We start from the raw sequence: 16937 nt of genomic DNA, 5'->3' as shown, positions 1-16937 counted from the left end.
ATTCTCGATGCTTGAATTCATATTTTCTTCTTATTTTTGATAAGCTGGAAGCTGCTTTACTACTTCTTTTACAAGCGATAAAAACTGCTGTTTTACTTTTTCAGTCGTTTCAATTACTTCTTCATGATTTAACGGCTGATCTAAAATACCAGCTGCCATATTAGAAATACAAGAAATACCTAGCACTTTCATACCTGCATGGCGTGCCACAATAACTTCTGGCACTGTAGACATACCGACCGCGTCTCCCCCGATAATGCGAAGCATACGCACTTCAGCAGGCGTTTCATATGTTGGACCTGTATTTCCTACATATACACCTTCTTGTAAGGCGATATTTAAATCAGCTCCTACCTTCTTCGCTAATTGACGAAGATCCTTGCAGTAAGCAGTTGACATATCCGGGAACCTTACTCCGAAATCAGAGTCATTAGGTCCAATCAAAGGATTGGTTCCAAAATTATTAATATGATCAGAAATAATCATTAAGTCTCCTGGATTAAAGGATTCGTTTACTCCGCCCGCTGCATTCGTTACAATCAACGTTTCTACACCGATTTCTTTCATTACGCGCACTGGAAATGTTACTTTATCAAGGGCGTACCCTTCATAAAAGTGAAAACGTCCTTGCATAGCTACAACCGGTACGTCATGAATAGTACCTATTACTAATTGACCTGCATGACCTTCAACTGTTGAAACCGGGAACTCAGGAATGTCGTTATAAGGAATTTTTACCGCGCCTTCAATTTCGTCGGCTAATACCCCTAGTCCAGAGCCTAAAATAAGCCCAATTGTTGGTGTAACAGCTGATTGATTTTTAATATATGCTGCTGCTTTTTCAATATATTCTTTTTTCATACTCCATTCCCCCTGCTTAATTCAACTCTTTTAAAAAACTTTTTCCATGCTTAGGCATTGCTACGCCAAAATTTTCTGCTACCGTTGCGCCAATATCCGCAAACGTTTGACGAATAGAAAGTTCTTTTCCTTCTTGCATGCCTTTATTGTACACAAGAAGCGGCACGTATTCACGCGTATGGTCTGTCCCATGATGAACAGGGTCATTTCCATGATCCGCTGTAATAATCAATAAATCATCTTCTTTTAATAAATCAAATACTTCTTCTAAGCGTGCATCATATTCTTCAAGTGCTTGCCCATATCCTTGTGGATCGCGGCGATGACCATAGAGAGCATCAAAATCAACTAAATTTAAGAAGCTTAAGCCTGTGAAGTCCATGTTTAATGTATCAACTAGCTTATCCATGCCGTCCATATTCGATTTGGTACGAAGAGATTTTGTTACCCCTTCTCCGTCGTAAATATCAGAAATTTTACCGATAGCAATAACATCGATGTCATTGTCTTTTAATTCATTCATTACTGTACGTCCAAAAGGCTTTAATGCATAGTCATGACGATTGGATGTACGTGTAAAGTTACCTGGTTCACCTAAAAACGGGCGAGCGATAACACGTCCAATCATATATGGATCATCAAGCGTTAATTCACGAGCAATCTCACAAATTTTGTACAATTCATCAATTGGAACAATTTCTTCATGAGCAGCAATTTGCAAAACAGAATCTGCTGATGTATAGACGATTAAGTCACCTGTTTCCATATGCTGTTTTCCTAGCTCATCCAAAATTTCTGTACCAGACGCTGGTTTGTTCCCAATGATTTTTCGACCTGTTTTTTCTTCTAATTGTGAAATCAGCTCTTCTGGAAATCCATCTGGAAATACATTAAAAGGCGTATCAATATTGAGGCCCATAATTTCCCAATGACCTGTCATTGTATCTTTTCCTGCAGAAGCTTCCTGCATTTTTGTATAGTAAGCCAACGGTTTTTCGGCTTTATCGATTCCTTTAATTTCACGGATATTACTTAGGCCAAGCTTAGCCATATTAGGCATACGAAGACCGTTGCAGTGCTCTGCAATATGACCAAACGTATCCGCACCTTTATCATTGTATTTTTCAGCATCCGGTGATTCACCGATACCCACTGAATCCATGACAATTAAAAATACGCGTTTATATGTATGCGCCATTTTATTCCCTCCAAATATCAATTTATTTATTCTCTATAAAATTCCCGTTTGGAAATAATTTAACCATCTTCTCTTATTGGTCAGAAGTCTGACCTCTCTATTAGTATAGACGCTTTTTATTTTTTTGTACACATGAATGAAAGTGTTTTCAATCAAAAAAACCAATGTCTATGAACTCATTGGACATTGGAATCTTCCTACGCTCGCGGATGAAACTGATTGTATACATCTTTTAAACGTGCTTTTGTAACATGTGTATAAATTTGAGTGGTCGAAATATCCGCATGCCCGAGCATTTCTTGAACGGCTCTCAAGTCCGCGCCGTTCTCTAACAAATGAGTAGCAAACGAATGCCGTAACGTATGTGGAGTTAATTCTTTTTCAATTTTTGCTTCAGAAGCTAACTTTTTTAATATTTTCCAAAACCCCTGCCTTGTTAAACGCCTTCCGTGATGATTAACAAAGAGTGCTTTGTCCTGTTCCTTTTGCTTTGTTAAAACACTCCGGCTATGCTGTAAATACTCTTCGATAGCCTCCGTTGCCAACCTTCCGATGGGGACAATTCTTTCTTTATTTCCTTTTCCGATACAACGAATAAATCCCATCGTCAAATGTGCATCATCAATATTTAAGTTAACGAGTTCAGACACACGAATTCCAGTAGCATAAAGCAACTCAAGCATCGCTTTGTCTCGTATGCCAAAAGGCGTCGAAGTATCAAACACATTTAACAGCGCCTCTACTTCTTCTGCATTTAGCACTTTTGGCAGCTTGCGCTCAAGCTGCGGGGTATCAATATGAACAGATGGATCTGTATCCGCTGCTTTTTCTCTTAGTAAGAATTGATGAAAAGATCTAGTTGAAGCCACATGTCTCGCAATCGTTTTAGATGACTTTTGCTGATCACTTAAATATTTCAGAAAATTAACGATGTGGAGTCTTGTTACTTCATTAAATGATTTGAGCTGCTCTACATGTTCTAAATATTGAGCATACTTTTTTAAATCTCGTTCATACGAATCAATTGTATTTTTCGCTAGTCCCCGCTCTACTACTAAATAATGAATAAAATCTTGAATTTGATCATTCAATAGCCTCTACTCCCCGTTTTGATAAAACATAAATAAACGCTCTAGCCACGTCTGATCTTTGTTCACACTTGCTTGCATGACCTTAACTGCTGAACCCGACGGCTCATCATAACGTTTATAATTTTGATACTCTTGAGATACCCATATCATTCCAAAATAAAACAAAAGAGTAAACCCGGTAAATAAGATAAATACTTTACATGTATTATATACCATTTCAGCCCATGATTTCATGAAACAATTCCTCCAATTTTTGATTCTATTAGAAGATATGCCAATTGGGACAGGTTTTATACATGTTTCTTGCCTTTATACACTGAGTTCTCTCCTGCTCATTTCCTTTCTTTCTATAAAACCATGTAGCTTATAAACTCGTTATTTTTTTATTTATGTACAACAAAAAACCTTCTCCATTAGGGAAAAGGCTTTTACTGCTTGTCTTCTTTATCCTGACAGCGATGGCAAATGCCATGAAATGTCAAGCGGTGATCTTTAATTTTAAAATTCCATTGCTTTTCCACAATTTCTTCAACGTCTTCAAGCAAATCTTCTTGAATTTCGTCCACAGATCCACATTCCATACACACAAGGTGATGATGAAAGTGTGCGGCTCCTTCTTGTCTTAAATCGTAGCGAGAAACGCCATCGCCAAAGTTTATTTTATCAACAATTTTAAGTTCAGTTAACAATTCTAACGTACGATAAACAGTTGCCAATCCAATTTCCGGAGACTTTTCCTTGACGAGGAGATATACATCTTCGGCACTTAAATGATCCTCTTCATGTTCAAGAAGTACTCTTACAGTCGCCTCACGTTGAGGTGTCAATTTATAGCTAGCTGAGTGCAACTGCTGCTTAATTCGCTCAATTCGACTTTCCATAATTATTCCCTCCCTCGCCATTCACTAATCCATTATATCAGATGTGTCGAGGGTGTCAAAATAAAGTTATTATTAATAAGAAAAAAGAATTCTTTTTACTTAATACTTATTCTTATTTATTTAATAGAGCCATTACACTTTTCATTAAAGTAGGTGATACGTAAGCTTCAATTGTAGCTGCACAGGCAACCAAACATATCATAGCAATCATGGTTCCGCTGTAGCGTAAAAATGAGGCGGAAATAGGCTCCGCTGCTTTTTTAAAAAACTGCTGCCGCACAAGCTTCAAAGAAAAGGCAACTGAAGCTGCAGACAAGATCAGAAATGCCGGTATGAGAAAGATATTTTGCGGCATAACAGATACAAAAGATAGCGCAAACCCAGAGAGTCCCATTTGATTGACTAAAAAGCCTACGGTAAAACCAATCACCATTCCTTTTAAAAACAGCAAAATTAACACTACAGGCAAACCAATAATGGCGATTCCTAATATCCAAATGAGCCCCAAGTATTTAACATTATGAAAAAAACTTTGCTGAAACATTTCAACGCTGCTTGCTACTTCTCCGCTCTTTACCTGTCCGAAAAACCGGTTTAAATAGAAGTACAGGTCTTCTTTTTGATCAAGCGTTAAACTATTTACAACAATAGCCCCAAAAATGATTCCCATTAAAAACAGCACGGTCACAAACAAATAAATAGAACTGTTTTCTTGAAAATGTCTTGCATACGATAATGGCAATTGTTTTTTTCTCATCGTCTTCCTCCTATTAATCGCTTAATAGAGTGTATGATAGAGTACAAAAACTATGCCAAGAATCTTTTGAATCTATCAAATAAAAAAAGAGAATGAAACATAATGAAATCTACATTCACCATCACCTTAAAAAAATCCGAACGAATTTGATTCCCTATCAAGAATCTCTATTCATCGTTCGGATGTTCCTTTAACTAAAATATGGTTGTCACACATTTTTTTTAGTTAGAGATACACGCATGCCTGTTTTTTCTCACACCAAATGACGTTTCAATGTAAACCTCTAATTGCTAGATTGCCGTTCGTATGTAAAAGAAAAAACTCTCTTACTCTCCTAACCCGCTTTTTAACTGTAAGTACTGCACAGCATAGGCTGTTTTTGCATCATAAATTTCCTTGTTTTGAATAAGAGTAAGGGCCTCATCTACCGCAACTTCCATCACTTCAACAAATTCATCTTCGTCTAATTCCGCTTTGGTGGTCATCACTTTTAAATCTTCCGCTAAATAAAGGTGCACCAACTCATCCGCAAAACCTGGTGATGTATAAAAAGAAATAATATGGCTAAGCGAATCTGTCGTATAGCCCGTTTCTTCTTCTAACTCACGTTTTGCCGTCACAATCGGCTCTTCTCCTTTTTCTAGCTTGCCGGCTGGAATTTCGACTAAAATACGATCCATCGGCCTGCGATACTGTTTGACCATAACCATTTTGTGGTCGCTTGTTAACGCAATGACAGCTACGGCTCCAGGGTGCTTAACTACTTCTCTTGTACTCGTTTTTCCGTTTGGAAGCTCTACTTCTTCTAAGTACAAATCAATCACTCTGCCTCCAAATAGCTTTTCAGAAGACAGCATTTTTTCTGTTAAATGATCCATTTTCTACACCTCGTTCTATTTTTTTGACTCTTACATATATTCTATCATACGAACCTTGGGAGGTAGAAAAAATGAAAGTTTATGTTCACGAGAAGCAAATCATTTTGGTCGGTAAAGCATGGGAAATCAAGCAAAAGTTAAAAGAATACGGCGAACAATTTCAGTATGTAGATGAATGGACGAACGCTATCTCTCAAAATTTTAATTCTTACAAACAAGCAGACTGCAGACACTAATTGTGCTGCAGTTTTCTAATCTTCTTATTTGAGTTTCCCTCTATCATAGCGCTACAATAGATAGAAACAAGTAAAAAATAAGGAGTGACATATATGGAAAAAAGACGCTTAGGTACTTCAGACTTGCTTGTCAGTACATTAGGTTTAGGATGCATGTCTCTTGGAACGGAACAAAAACACGCTGTCAATATGATTGATGAAGCTCTCGAATATGGCATTAATTATTTCGATACAGCAGATTTATATGATTTTGGCTTAAACGAGGAGTTTGTGGGACAAGCCCTAAAAAAACGCAGAAATGATATTATTTTAGCCACAAAAGTGGGGAATCGCTGGAATGATGCAAAAGACAGCTGGACATGGGATCCGTCTAAAGCTTACATAAAAGAAGAAGTAAAAGAAAGCCTGCGCCGTCTTCAAACAGATCACATCGATTTATATCAACTGCACGGAGGAACCATTGAAGACAATATTGAGGAAACGATTGAAGCATTTGAAGAATTAAAACAAGAAGGCGTCATTCGCTACTATGGCATTTCATCTATCCGCCCAAATGTGATTCGAGAGTATGTGCAAAATTCTTCTATTGTTAGCGTCATGATGCAATACAGCTTGTTAGACAGACGCCCTGAAGAAAGTTCACTTCCTCTTTTACATGACAACGGCATTAGCGTTGTAGCGAGAGGTCCAGTAGCCAAAGGGCTGCTAACCGAAAAAGGGGAGCAAAAACTTGCTGCATTCGAGGGCAAGGGCTACTTAGATTATAGCGGTACGGAATTAGCAAAAACGATAGAAGAATTTCGTCACGTACGACCAACTCACTCTCTAAACTCAACGGCACTTCAATACTGTTTAGCTAATCCTACGGTAGCCTCGGTTGTAGCAGGAGCAAGCTCTTCTTCACAGCTTCGTGAAAACGTCAAAGCTGTCGAGGCTTCCCCGCTTCAGCCTACTGAAATTAGCAAGCTGCAATCAATCTTTAAAGCAAATCAATACGAAGCTCACCGTTAAAAAATAAAAGCGCCTTTACCGGCGCTTTTATTTTTTAAATTCAGACCAGTTCAAATCACTTTCATTTAACAGTTCTTCAAACGACTTATTTTTTTCTTTTTCTTTTCGAATTCGAGCAGCTTCTTTACGCTCTGTTTCTTTCTGCTCTTCTTCTTTTAAAGAAAGCGCCTGTTTTTTAGCTTGAAGCTGTTTTAATAAGCTATCATTTAGCTGATCTTTGATACTGAGCTGATCATTTTGTTTTTGTGCTGATTGTTTTTGCTTTTTTTTAGCCATCACAATTCCCCCGCTACTTTAATTGAGAGATATTGTATCATATTCTTGCTTTTGTTACCAAAAATCAAAATGCATCTAGTTTTACATGTTCATCAATAATTAAAGTTGGCTCTGTAGATTGTTGTATATCTTCTATCGTATAGCCTTTCGCTACTTCAACAAGCTTTAGACCTTCTGCCGTAATATCAATGACCGCTCGATCTGTAATAATGCGATCCACTACCTCTTTTCCTGTCAGAGGGAGGCTGCACTCATTTAAGATTTTAGGCTCATCTTTTCTCGTCACGTGTTCCATAATAACAATGATGCGCTGTGCTCCGTGAACTAAATCCATTGCACCGCCCATTCCTTTAATCATTTTTCCAGGAATCATCCAGTTTGCCAAGTCACCAGTTTTTGAGACTTCCATTCCTCCTAAAATCGCAATATTAATGTGCCCTCCGCGAATCATTCCAAACGATTCAGCACTATCGAAATAAGAAGCGCCTGTTGTCGCCGTGACGGTTTCTTTACCTGCATTAATTAAATCAGGATCTACTTCTCCTTCTTTCGGATATGGTCCAATGCCTAACAGACCGTTTTCGGACTGAAGCACCACCGTTTTATTATCTGAGATATGATTAGCCACAAGCGTTGGAATACCAATTCCAAGGTTTACATAAAATCCGTCCAAAATTTCTTTTTCAGCACGTTTTGCAATTCGCTCTCTCACGTTCACGCCGTTTTCAATCATGAAAAATCTCTCCCCTTTTGTTATTTTTGAACGGTTAAACGCTCAATACGTTTTTCTTGTTCACCAATAATTAACGATTGAACATATACACTAGGTGTGTGAATAATATTTGGATCAAGTGAGCCTGTTGGATGAAGTTCCTCCACTTCTGCTATCGTCACTTTTCCTGCTGCTGCAATCATTGGGCTGAAATTGCGCGCTGTCTTGTTATACACTAAGTTACCCATATGATCGGCTTTCCAAGCTCTAACCAAACTAAAATCAGCTTTTAACGCCTCTTCTAGTAAATATTCTTTTCCTTCAAACACGCGAACTTCTTTTCCTTCAGCAATGGGTGTTCCCACTCCCGCTGGTGTATAAAATGCAGGTATGCCCGCTCCGCCGGCGCGAATCTTTTCAGCTAGCGTGCCTTGAGGTAGCAATTCTACTTCAATTTCTCCTGACAATACTTGTCTTTCAAACTCTTTATTTTCTCCCACGTAAGAACCAATCATCTTTTTAATTTGTTTGTTTTTCAGAAGCAGTCCAAGTCCCCAGTCGTCTACGCCGCAGTTATTTGAAATTACGGTTAAATCTTTTACCCCTGTTTCAACTAACGCTAAAATCAAATTCTCCGGAATTCCACATAAACCAAAACCACCGACCATAATCGTAGCACCGTCGTGAATATCTTTCACCGCTTCTTTAAACGACGTATGTACTTGTTTCATACATAACCACCCCTTCGTTATTTTTGAAAACGCTTTCTAATCTATTATAAAAGATTTTTATTTCTTTTTAAATATATATATAACTGAAAATTATAATTTAATCATTTTTTTGTCAAAAAAGTTATATTACTAGACAAATTAAAGGAAAAACAAAAACGCCACGAGTTCCAAAGCTGTATGTTTGGAATCTGTGGCGTTGTGATATAGCTTTAATGTTTGTTAAAACTATATCAAATTAAGGACGTTCAACGATTGTTGCAACGCCTTGGCCTCCGCCAATACATAACGTTGCTAACCCAAGTTTTGCGTCGCGTTTTTGCATTTCATGAATAAGTGAAACTAGGACACGTGCACCACTTGCACCAATAGGATGTCCAAGCGCAATTGCTCCACCGTTTACATTTAAAATATCATGATTAAATTGAAGTTCACGATCCACAGCGATTGACTGTGCAGCGAATGCTTCGTTTGCTTCTACTAATTGAACATCTTCTAATGAAACAGCAGCTTTTTCCAGCGCCTTTTTCACTGCGCTTACAGGACCGATTCCCATAATGCTTGGGTCTACTCCCGCAGTTGCATTACCTTTAATTGACACTAATGGTGTTAGGCCTAACTCGTCTGCTTTTTTACGGCTCATTACCACTACTGCCGCTGCACCGTCATTGATACCAGATGCATTACCAGCTGTTACAGAACCGTCTTTTTTGAAGGCTGGACGTAGTTTCCCTAAGCTTTCAGCCGTTGTGCCTGCACGTGGGAACTCATCTTGTTCAAAAATAGTTACTTGACCTTTTCTTCCAGGCACTTCTACTGGCACGATTTCATCTTTGAAACGACCAGATTGAATAGCTGCTTCTGCTTTTTGCTGACTTGAAGCTGCAAACGCATCTTGTTCGTCACGAGTAATTTCATATTTATCACACAGATTTTCAGCTGTAACGCCCATATGGTAGTCGTTAAATGCACACCATAATCCATCTTGAATCATGCTGTCAACTACTTTTTGGTCGCCCATTTTAAACCCGTTGCGTGCATTTTTTAATAAGTATGGTGCTTGGCTCATGTTTTCCATTCCACCAGCAACAATCACATCAGCATCCCCAGCAAGAATCGCTTGTGTAGCGAGATGTACTGCTTTTAGTCCTGATCCGCATACTTTATTGATGGTTAATGCTGAAACAGTTTCAGGTAAACCTGCTGCTAAAGTTGCTTGTCGTGCTGGATTTTGTCCTAAACCTGCTTGTAGGACATTTCCCATAATAACTTCATCTACTTCGTTTGCTGATACCCCTACTTTGTTTAAAGCTTCTTTAATTACAGTACCACCTAAAGTTGTTGCGGATACATTTTGTAAGCTTCCCCCAAAGCTGCCGATTGCTGTACGTACAGCGCTTACAATGACTACTTCTGTTTGACCCATGTCGAAAACCTCTCCTTACTGTTTGATTACTGTGATTAACTGTCACCTGTATTAATTTCGACATCGCTTGCGAAATTCCTCTTTTTTTGTAAAAATTTATAATTTTTATTGAATTTTAATTTTTTAGAATTAAAATAAATATTAGTAAGCGTTTACAATGTAGGAGGAGAGCGGTTTATGGGATTTCCTGAAAAAGTAACAATTATAGAAGTTGGTCCACGAGATGGCCTTCAAAATGAAAAAAATTTTGTTCCAACTGAAAAAAAAATTAATTTTATCAAAAAATTAAAAGAAGCTGGACTATCCGAAATCGAAATTACATCCTTTGTTTCTCCAAAATGGGTTCCTCAAATGAAAGATGCTTCTACTGTTGCAGATACATTTCAGCCTGATACATGCCGAAACATTGTGCTTGTGCCGAACCAAAAAGGCTTGGAAAAAGCACTGCAAGCTAATTGCCGCTCCGTTGCGCTGTTTATTGGCGTAAGCAATACCTTTAATCAAAAAAATATTAACAAAAACACCAAAGAAGCTGTACAAACGCTGCTTCCTCTCATTCAGCAGCTCAAGCAGCAAGAATGTTTTATTCGAACTTGCATTTCCACCGCCTTTTATTGCCCGTATGAAGGAAAAATACACGAACGCGACGTGCTGGCCCTTTGCGAAAGCTTTGTGGAGGCTGGAGTGAATGAGCTAAGCGTTGCTGATACAATTGGTATGGCAAACCCTAAAGATGTATTTTCACTTTTCTCGAAATTAAAACAAAACTTTCCCCACACGCTACTTGCTGCGCACTTTCACGATACGAGAGGATTAGCCATTGCAAATATCTATGCAGCTCTGCAAGCCGGTATTAACAGGTTCGATTCATCCGCTGGGGGGTTAGGTGGATGTCCATTCGCTAAGGGAGCAACGGGAAACGTAGCTACGGAAGATCTCGTCTTTATGCTTCATGAAATGGGTATTTCCACTTCTATTAATGAAGAAAAGCTGCTCGAAGCGGTCGCTTTTATCGCTCCTCACATTTCAAGACCGATTGAAAGCAAGCAATACTCTTTATTTGCACAGCGTTAAAAATTAGGTTTTTATGAGAGCGATGCTATAATAAATAATAGCTATATTAACAAAAGGAGCCGCTAATCATGAAAAAATGGCTATTATTAATAGGAAGTGTTTTTGGAGCATTTGCCGCTCTTGGCATCTTTTTTACAAATCAAATGATGTACATCCGTAAAAAGACCGACAAAGTTATTATTGACCGCGATACGGAAGATGGCTTTTATGATGAGAAAGTCTATAGCACTCTTCCTAAAGAAGCATTTGTGCTTCCTTCTTCTTTAGGCTATAACATAGCTGGGACCGTTATTAAACAACACGAACACAACCGATTTATGATTCTTTCGCACGGAGTTACAGTTCATTCATTGAACTCTATGAAATATGCTCGGCTTTTTCTAAAGCTTGGATGGAACGTCGTTCTTTATGATCATCGCCGACACGGCAAGTCTGAAGGGAAAACAACGAGCTACGGCTATTATGAAAAACTGGACCTTCAATCCGTTGTTCATTGGGTAAAAGAACAATTCGGTTCAACTATTTCCCTTGGGATTCACGGGGAGTCTATGGGAGCTGCGACCACTCTTTTGTATGCTGGAATGGAAGACGGAGCTGATTTTTATATTGTCGACTGCCCTTTTTCTGACTTGGAAGAACTTCTTGCCTATCGCTTAAAACAAGATTTCCACCTGCCCAAACAGCTTGTCATGCCAGCAGCTAATATTATTTTAAAATGGCGAGAAGGTTACTCATTTAAAGACGTATCACCTATTTCAGTCGTAGATCAAATCAAACATCCTGTTCTGTTTATCCATAGTAAAGAAGATGACTATATTCTTCCTAAAATGACGGAGCAGCTGCATGCCAAAAAAATGGGAGCAAAACGGATGTATTTAGCACCTGTAGGCACTCATGCCCGCTCGTATGCTGATAATCCAGAAGAATATGAACAAGTTATTGAATCATTTTTAGAAAAAATACAAAAAGAAGCGCTTTAAAGCGCTTCTTTTGTTTTATCGATAAATGACATGCGCGGATTTAAAATTTGAGAAGGACATTTTAGCATAAACGCATAGGCACTTTCATTGTAGTCAATCGTCATATTATCATCTAAAAATACTTGCTTTGTTTTTTCGACAAGAACAGGAACAAAATTCGTCTCAATGGTTACATCATCGCTCTCTTTTTCATCAACAATCCATAGCGTCGTTACACCGCTCACAACACAGCCGCATCCATCCGTATCGTATTTTAATTTTAAATATAGTGAAGAATCTTTCCCGTACTTTTCTTGTACTTTTGCTATTGCTTTATCAGTAAAGGTAATATTCATTTTCCTTTAACTCCTTTTAAACTAATTGTATAAACAAACGAAAATTGCTTATATAATGAGTATAATACACATCTCGCTTTCATTAAACTCTGGCGCTTCATATAGATGTGTACAAAAAGGAGGTTTTTTTATGTCAAAAGTACAAATTAAAGTAATGGATAACGGCTCTTTCCGTGTCACTGGAGACGTTGAATTAATTGATGCAGACGGCAACAAATTTGAAACAAAGCCGACATTTTCACTATGCCGATGTGGCCAGTCGCAAAAGATGCCCTTTTGCGACGGAAATCATAAAGGAAAATTTGACTCTTGTGTGCGCGCTGCAAAAATTTTAGACGAGCAGTAGATTCATAGATATACAGCCTTACTGAACGAAACCATTAACGAAAAACATTGATAACCTGTGGTTAAAGCACAGGTTATTTTCTATTAAACGCATCCCCTGCCAATTTTTCTACGAGCCCCGGGGCAAGCTGATACATCTTCGAGCCTATATTCATCCACTTAGGCAAGTTGACTTCTCGTTTTGGTTTCCCAATAATATTGACCGTTTTTTCAGCTACGTATTGAGGGGTTAACATAAACTTTTCTACACTTTTTTCATAGTTTCCTGATTGGTCTGCTATTGAAAAGAAGTTGGTTTGAATAGGACCTGGATTCACTGCCGTTACATAGACATCTGTTTTCGCTAATTCCATTCGCAGGCTGTTGGTAAACCCTAGCACGGCATGTTTAGAAGCTGAATAGCCACTGGATTTAGGCGTCGCAAGTTTGCCTGCTTGAGAAGCAATGTTAATAATATGTCCTTTGTTTTCTTTTAGCATATAAGCTAAAATTTCTTGTGTACATGCAATTAATCCAATAACATTGACTTGAAACATTGAGGCAATTGTCTTAATCGATGCTTCTTTCACTTCTTCAAATACACCAAAGCCTGCATTATTAATCAGGACATCAACACGCTTAATTTCACTCATCATTTTCTGAACGACTCTTTTGACTTCCTCTACGTTCGCTACGTCAGCTTTGTATATGTAAGAGGTAATCCCATATTTTTGACTAATTTGCTCGGCTACTCGGTGCAGCTTTTCTTCTGTACGTGCAAGTAAAACGGGGACGCCCCCTCTTTTGGCCACTTCATAAGCTAAATGCTCTCCAAGACCTCCCGAAGCGCCTGTAATCACGACATGTTGGTTCTTTAACGAGGATTTCAAATATAACACACCTTTTTTATAAGTTAAGAGCACACAGAATAAATAAGCGTACTTTCTTTTTCATGTGTACTGATTTTATTTGCATCTTCTAAAAAATCGAGCTGACCAATTGTTTCAGAAAGAGTTAGCCCTAGTTCTTTTTCATAAATAGTAGGAAATAGCTGTTTGCAAATATCAAATGCTGTTTGAGGACGTTCTTTTATCATGCTAAGCACTTTATCCGCTCGGTCGCTCTGCTTTTGTAACCGCTCTTGTACAAGTTCGCGAACATGTAACACTTCATCTCCATGACCTGTATAGATACAGTTTATCTCTAAATCAAGCAGACGTCTTAATGAATGATTATATTGAAGAAGCGTTTTAGGTCGCTCGCCGCTTGGTTTCATAGGAGGTTCAATGAGCGGATTAGATGAAATATGCTTTAACAGTAAATCTCCTCCAATCATAACCGCTGTTCTTTCATTGTATAATGCAATATGGCTTTGAGCATGACCTGGTACTTCAAGTACTTTCCAACTCTCTAGGCCCGGAATGTAATCTCCTTCCTGCACAGAAGTTGTAAGAGAACGATGACATGAATACTTCATTGATGCTTTTAAACGTTTTAAATAAGAGCGAAACCTTTCATCTACGCCGGCTTTCATAAAGTGGTCTTCAAAAAACGCATCGTACCACTCAAAAAAATCTGGATTTTGGGAGATCCAAGGCTGATTTTTCGCATGACCGACTATGGCGATATCTTTATCAAAAAAATCAAGCATTCCTACGTGATCAGGATGGTGATGAGTTAGGACAACTTGCTTAATATCATCTGGTTTTAATCCTATTTCATTAAGCTTTTCTTTAAATACAGACCACGCCGCCTCCGTTTTAATACCAGCATCAATTAGCGTAACGGTCTGACCTTTTATAACAAAAACATTCACATCTCCTACCGCAAAAGGAGTAGGCAGCACAATTTTATATAATTGCTCATTCATCTGTATTTTTGCTCCTTTACCATCGCATTTTCTTTTAAGTTTACACGATTTTTCCTGTTATTTATACAATTGTATTCGTTTTCTGAAAATTACATTGACATCCTTCTCTTTTTCATTGCATAATGACAGAAATATAGTGAAGTTTTATTCATATCTTTAGATAACTATGCATTTTATAAAGAAGAGATACACAAACACAAACCTTTAACAGATACTGAAATCTCAGTATCTGTTTTCATTGGATAGCAAATGACTGGAGGAACTTTTAATGAAAACGGATTTAAACATCGCCTTTATTGGAGCTGGATCAATGGCTGAAGCTATGATCTCAGGGCTGCTGTCAGATAAAAAGCTTCGCCCCAATCAAATCACCGTAACAAATCATAGCAACGATAAAAGACTTCACGAACTTCGAAACGCATATGAAATTAACATTACGCGTAATCATGCCTTGTTAATCGAAAAAAGCGATATCGTCGTGCTTGCTATTAAACCAAAAGACGTAGCGGAAAGCATCGATACGATTAAGTCTTATATTCGTCCGCACCACCTCGTTCTCTCTGTTTTAGCAGGGGTATCGACTGCCACAATTGTAAACTTGTTTGACCAAGAAGTAGCGGTTGTAAGAGCTATGCCAAATACATCGGCCTCTATTGGATTATCGGCTACAGCCATTGCACCCGGCAAGTTTGCTACAGCAGAGCATATGAACGTTACTACTGCTTTATTTGAAACGATTGGTACGGTTACAACTGTAGAGGAAGAGCAGCTTCACGCTGTAACAGGACTATCTGGAAGCGGCCCAGCGTATGTCTACTATCTAGTAGAAGCAATGGAAAAAGCAGCTGAAAAACAAGGCTTGGATACGTCAGTGTCAAATGAACTAATTCTTCAAACTCTTATCGGTGCTGCAGAAATGCTGAAACAGTCACCTAAAACGCCAGCCGTACTTCGAAAAGAAGTGATGAGTCCGGGCGGCACAACGGAAGCAGGAATCGAACAGCTTATTTCTCATAACTTCCAAGAAGCCATGATGCAGTGTATTGAACAAGCTACAATTCGCTCCAAATATTTAGGAGATACGATTGACGAAAAAATCTCGAGTAAACGTTCGTAAAGGTTCACCTCTTTCTAAAAAAAGAAAGAGGTTTTTTTATGATTAAAAATGGATAAGCAGATTATGTGAAAGAAAATTCAATGCGGTGATATAATAACTTTTGTTTAGAGTATCGAAATAATTGGAGGTTAAACCGAATGACAACAAAACTATTTTCACCTTATACAGTGAAAGATGTAACATTAAAAAACCGAATTGTAATGTCACCAATGTGTATGTATTCATGCGAAAAGGAAGACGGCGTAATAACCGACTTTCATATGGTTCACTACACAACTCGTGCGGTTGGACAAGTAGGTCTCATTATGGTTGAAGCCTCAGCTGTCGTGCCACAGGGTCGTATTTCAGCTCAAGACTTGGGAATTTGGAATGATGAACAAAAAGATGGATTAACGAAACTTGTGACACAGCTAAAAGAAAACGGTGCAAAAACAGCTATTCAACTTGCACACGCAGGACGTAAAGCAACTGTTGAAGGCGATATTTATGCTCCTTCCGCTATTGCTTTTGATGATAAAAGTAAAAAACCTGTGGAAATGACCACAGAACAAATTCATGAAACGATTTCTGCCTTTAAAGAAAGCGCTCGACGCTCAAAAGAAGCTGGATTTGATATTATCGAACTTCACGCTGCACACGGTTATTTAGTACATCAATTTCTATCGCCGCTAAGCAATAAACGCAGCGACGAATATGGCGGCAGCGCAGAAAATCGCTATCGTTTCTTAAAGGAAATTATTGAAGCTGTGAAAACAGAGTGGGACGGCCCTTTATTTGTCCGTGTTTCTGCTTCTGACTATACAGAAGGCGGATTAACAGTCGATGATCACGTTGCATTTGCAAAATGGATGAAAGAACAAGGCGTCAACTTAATCGATGTTAGTTCCGGTGCTCTTGTACACGCTCCAATCAACGTATACCCTGGCTATCAAGTGCCGTTTGCAGATAAGATTAAGCAGCAGGCAAATATTGATACAGGCGCAGTTGGATTAATTACAACAGGACGACAAGCAGAAGAGATTCTGCAAAGCGAACGCGCTGATTTAATTTTTGTTGCGCGCGAACTTCTGCGCGATCCGTACTTCCCGCGCACGGCGGCAAAAGAACTAAATGAAACAATTTCAGCACCCGTTCAGTACGAACGCGGATGGTAAAAAAAAGACGAGGATATCCTCGTCTTTT

21 protein-coding genes are annotated in these 16937 nt (G+C 38.5%); 7 read left to right on the top strand and 14 right to left on the bottom strand.

Annotation, left to right across the window (positions count from 1 at the left end; translation table 11 throughout):
* Positions 1 to 30: 30 nt before the first annotated feature.
* From AC0KUU_RS02535 to AC0KUU_RS02505, 7 genes are all read right to left on the bottom strand, one after another.
* Positions 31 to 861, bottom strand: a complete 831-nt coding sequence (locus tag AC0KUU_RS02535; protein WP_013084938.1) for a purine-nucleoside phosphorylase — start codon at positions 859 to 861, stop codon at positions 31 to 33.
* 16 nt (positions 862 to 877) lie between these two features.
* On the bottom strand, positions 878 to 2059 hold the full coding sequence (deoB, locus tag AC0KUU_RS02530) for a phosphopentomutase (protein WP_013084939.1): 1182 nt from the start codon (positions 2057 to 2059) through the stop codon (positions 878 to 880).
* Positions 2060 to 2256: 197 nt separating this feature from the next.
* On the bottom strand, positions 2257 to 3150 hold the full coding sequence (xerD, locus tag AC0KUU_RS02525; protein ID WP_013059080.1) for a site-specific tyrosine recombinase XerD: 894 nt from the start codon (positions 3148 to 3150) through the stop codon (positions 2257 to 2259).
* 6 nt (positions 3151 to 3156) lie between these two features.
* Positions 3157 to 3384 (bottom strand): YqzK family protein, encoded by a 228-nt coding sequence (locus AC0KUU_RS02520; RefSeq protein WP_013059081.1) that lies wholly within the window; start codon positions 3382 to 3384, stop codon positions 3157 to 3159.
* A 194-nt stretch (positions 3385 to 3578) separates the two neighbouring features.
* Positions 3579 to 4031 (bottom strand): ferric iron uptake transcriptional regulator, encoded by a 453-nt coding sequence (gene fur / locus AC0KUU_RS02515; protein WP_013059082.1) that lies wholly within the window; start codon positions 4029 to 4031, stop codon positions 3579 to 3581.
* A 112-nt stretch (positions 4032 to 4143) separates the two neighbouring features.
* A complete protein-coding gene (spoIIM, locus tag AC0KUU_RS02510) occupies positions 4144 to 4788 on the bottom strand; it encodes a stage II sporulation protein M (RefSeq protein ID WP_013084941.1) in 645 nt (214 codons plus the stop codon).
* 326 nt (positions 4789 to 5114) lie between these two features.
* A complete protein-coding gene (locus AC0KUU_RS02505) occupies positions 5115 to 5666 on the bottom strand; it encodes an NUDIX hydrolase (RefSeq protein WP_322552419.1) in 552 nt (183 codons plus the stop codon).
* A gap of 71 nt (positions 5667 to 5737) precedes the next feature.
* Here AC0KUU_RS02505 and mciZ point away from each other — a divergent pair, with 71 nt between their 5' ends.
* Together mciZ and AC0KUU_RS02495 are read left to right on the top strand one after the other, a co-directional pair.
* Positions 5738 to 5902 carry a Z-ring formation inhibitor MciZ gene (gene mciZ / locus AC0KUU_RS02500; RefSeq protein WP_013059085.1) on the top strand — a complete coding sequence of 55 codons (165 nt, stop codon included), beginning with the start codon at positions 5738 to 5740 and terminating at the stop codon, positions 5900 to 5902.
* A gap of 93 nt (positions 5903 to 5995) precedes the next feature.
* A complete protein-coding gene (locus AC0KUU_RS02495; protein WP_322552420.1) occupies positions 5996 to 6913 on the top strand; it encodes an aldo/keto reductase in 918 nt (305 codons plus the stop codon).
* Positions 6914 to 6940: 27 nt separating this feature from the next.
* Here AC0KUU_RS02495 and AC0KUU_RS02490 read toward each other — a convergent pair whose 3' ends face one another.
* From AC0KUU_RS02490 to AC0KUU_RS02475, 4 genes are all read right to left on the bottom strand, one after another.
* Entirely contained in the window at positions 6941 to 7189 is a 249-nt protein-coding gene (locus AC0KUU_RS02490) for a YqkE family protein (protein WP_016765509.1), read from the bottom strand.
* Between the two features lie 64 nt (positions 7190 to 7253).
* The gene (locus AC0KUU_RS02485) at positions 7254 to 7922 is read right to left on the bottom strand and encodes a 3-oxoacid CoA-transferase subunit B (RefSeq protein ID WP_043976312.1); all 669 of its coding nucleotides are present in this window, start codon (positions 7920 to 7922) and stop codon (positions 7254 to 7256) included.
* A 20-nt stretch (positions 7923 to 7942) separates the two neighbouring features.
* A complete protein-coding gene (locus tag AC0KUU_RS02480) occupies positions 7943 to 8632 on the bottom strand; it encodes a CoA transferase subunit A (protein WP_025750456.1) in 690 nt (229 codons plus the stop codon).
* A 235-nt stretch (positions 8633 to 8867) separates the two neighbouring features.
* The gene (locus AC0KUU_RS02475; RefSeq protein WP_043976310.1) at positions 8868 to 10055 is read right to left on the bottom strand and encodes an acetyl-CoA C-acetyltransferase; all 1188 of its coding nucleotides are present in this window, start codon (positions 10053 to 10055) and stop codon (positions 8868 to 8870) included.
* A 177-nt stretch (positions 10056 to 10232) separates the two neighbouring features.
* Here AC0KUU_RS02475 and AC0KUU_RS02470 point away from each other — a divergent pair, with 177 nt between their 5' ends.
* Entirely contained in the window at positions 10233 to 11129 is an 897-nt protein-coding gene (locus tag AC0KUU_RS02470; RefSeq protein ID WP_043976308.1) for a hydroxymethylglutaryl-CoA lyase, read from the top strand.
* Between the two features lie 68 nt (positions 11130 to 11197).
* Positions 11198 to 12109 (top strand): alpha/beta hydrolase, encoded by a 912-nt coding sequence (locus tag AC0KUU_RS02465; RefSeq protein ID WP_043976305.1) that lies wholly within the window; start codon positions 11198 to 11200, stop codon positions 12107 to 12109.
* Here AC0KUU_RS02465 and AC0KUU_RS02460 read toward each other — a convergent pair.
* Complete coding sequence (locus tag AC0KUU_RS02460; RefSeq protein ID WP_028410692.1) at positions 12106 to 12444, bottom strand: iron-sulfur cluster biosynthesis family protein; 339 nt, start codon at positions 12442 to 12444, stop codon at positions 12106 to 12108. The genes AC0KUU_RS02465 and AC0KUU_RS02460 overlap by 4 nt on opposite strands.
* A 130-nt stretch (positions 12445 to 12574) precedes the next feature.
* Here AC0KUU_RS02460 and AC0KUU_RS02455 point away from each other — a divergent pair, with 130 nt between their 5' ends.
* Positions 12575 to 12790, top strand: coding sequence for a CDGSH iron-sulfur domain-containing protein (locus AC0KUU_RS02455; RefSeq protein WP_013059094.1), 216 nt, complete (start codon positions 12575 to 12577; stop codon positions 12788 to 12790).
* Positions 12791 to 12863: 73 nt separating this feature from the next.
* On the opposite strand, the gene AC0KUU_RS02450 is transcribed toward AC0KUU_RS02455, so the two are convergent.
* Positions 12864 to 13658 carry an SDR family NAD(P)-dependent oxidoreductase gene (locus AC0KUU_RS02450; protein ID WP_043976303.1) on the bottom strand — a complete coding sequence of 265 codons (795 nt, stop codon included), beginning with the start codon at positions 13656 to 13658 and terminating at the stop codon, positions 12864 to 12866.
* Between the two features lie 23 nt (positions 13659 to 13681).
* Positions 13682 to 14638 (bottom strand): MBL fold metallo-hydrolase, encoded by a 957-nt coding sequence (locus AC0KUU_RS02445; protein ID WP_043976301.1) that lies wholly within the window; start codon positions 14636 to 14638, stop codon positions 13682 to 13684.
* A gap of 268 nt (positions 14639 to 14906) precedes the next feature.
* Between AC0KUU_RS02445 and proI the strand changes: the two genes are divergently transcribed.
* Together proI and namA are read left to right on the top strand one after the other, a co-directional pair.
* Positions 14907 to 15755, top strand: a complete 849-nt coding sequence (gene proI, locus AC0KUU_RS02440; protein WP_013059097.1) for a pyrroline-5-carboxylate reductase ProI — start codon at positions 14907 to 14909, stop codon at positions 15753 to 15755.
* A 137-nt stretch (positions 15756 to 15892) separates the two neighbouring features.
* Positions 15893 to 16909, top strand: a complete 1017-nt coding sequence (gene namA / locus AC0KUU_RS02435; RefSeq protein WP_043976298.1) for an NADPH dehydrogenase NamA — start codon at positions 15893 to 15895, stop codon at positions 16907 to 16909.
* Positions 16910 to 16937: the final 28 nt, after the last annotated feature.

The sequence above is a fragment of the Priestia sp. ST2 genome (assembly GCF_055810735.1).
Note: the sequence above shows the minus strand (reverse complement) of the source record. Positions and strands in the feature narration are given on the sequence as shown.

What these genes read in the sequence shown, in the direction of transcription:
- AC0KUU_RS02495 (WP_322552420.1), top strand. Translation starts at nt 5,996, where the DNA reads ATGGAAAAAAGACGCTTAGGTACTTCAGACTTGCTTGTCAGTACATTA.
- AC0KUU_RS02520 (WP_013059081.1), bottom strand. Translation starts at nt 3,384, where the DNA reads ATGAAATCATGGGCTGAAATGGTATATAATACATGTAAAGTATTTATC.
- AC0KUU_RS02535 (WP_013084938.1), bottom strand. Translation starts at nt 861, where the DNA reads ATGAAAAAAGAATATATTGAAAAAGCAGCAGCATATATTAAAAATCAA.
- spoIIM (WP_013084941.1), bottom strand. Translation starts at nt 4,788, where the DNA reads ATGAGAAAAAAACAATTGCCATTATCGTATGCAAGACATTTTCAAGAA.
- AC0KUU_RS02485 (WP_043976312.1), bottom strand. Translation starts at nt 7,922, where the DNA reads ATGATTGAAAACGGCGTGAACGTGAGAGAGCGAATTGCAAAACGTGCT.
- AC0KUU_RS02505 (WP_322552419.1), bottom strand. Translation starts at nt 5,666, where the DNA reads ATGGATCATTTAACAGAAAAAATGCTGTCTTCTGAAAAGCTATTTGGA.
- AC0KUU_RS02445 (WP_043976301.1), bottom strand. Translation starts at nt 14,638, where the DNA reads ATGAATGAGCAATTATATAAAATTGTGCTGCCTACTCCTTTTGCGGTA.
- AC0KUU_RS02475 (WP_043976310.1), bottom strand. Translation starts at nt 10,055, where the DNA reads ATGGGTCAAACAGAAGTAGTCATTGTAAGCGCTGTACGTACAGCAATC.
- mciZ (WP_013059085.1), top strand. Translation starts at nt 5,738, where the DNA reads ATGAAAGTTTATGTTCACGAGAAGCAAATCATTTTGGTCGGTAAAGCA.
- AC0KUU_RS02480 (WP_025750456.1), bottom strand. Translation starts at nt 8,632, where the DNA reads ATGAAACAAGTACATACGTCGTTTAAAGAAGCGGTGAAAGATATTCAC.
- AC0KUU_RS02455 (WP_013059094.1), top strand. Translation starts at nt 12,575, where the DNA reads ATGTCAAAAGTACAAATTAAAGTAATGGATAACGGCTCTTTCCGTGTC.
- deoB (WP_013084939.1), bottom strand. Translation starts at nt 2,059, where the DNA reads ATGGCGCATACATATAAACGCGTATTTTTAATTGTCATGGATTCAGTG.
- AC0KUU_RS02465 (WP_043976305.1), top strand. Translation starts at nt 11,198, where the DNA reads ATGAAAAAATGGCTATTATTAATAGGAAGTGTTTTTGGAGCATTTGCC.
- AC0KUU_RS02490 (WP_016765509.1), bottom strand. Translation starts at nt 7,189, where the DNA reads ATGGCTAAAAAAAAGCAAAAACAATCAGCACAAAAACAAAATGATCAG.
- AC0KUU_RS02460 (WP_028410692.1), bottom strand. Translation starts at nt 12,444, where the DNA reads ATGAATATTACCTTTACTGATAAAGCAATAGCAAAAGTACAAGAAAAG.
- namA (WP_043976298.1), top strand. Translation starts at nt 15,893, where the DNA reads ATGACAACAAAACTATTTTCACCTTATACAGTGAAAGATGTAACATTA.
- fur (WP_013059082.1), bottom strand. Translation starts at nt 4,031, where the DNA reads ATGGAAAGTCGAATTGAGCGAATTAAGCAGCAGTTGCACTCAGCTAGC.
- proI (WP_013059097.1), top strand. Translation starts at nt 14,907, where the DNA reads ATGAAAACGGATTTAAACATCGCCTTTATTGGAGCTGGATCAATGGCT.
- AC0KUU_RS02470 (WP_043976308.1), top strand. Translation starts at nt 10,233, where the DNA reads ATGGGATTTCCTGAAAAAGTAACAATTATAGAAGTTGGTCCACGAGAT.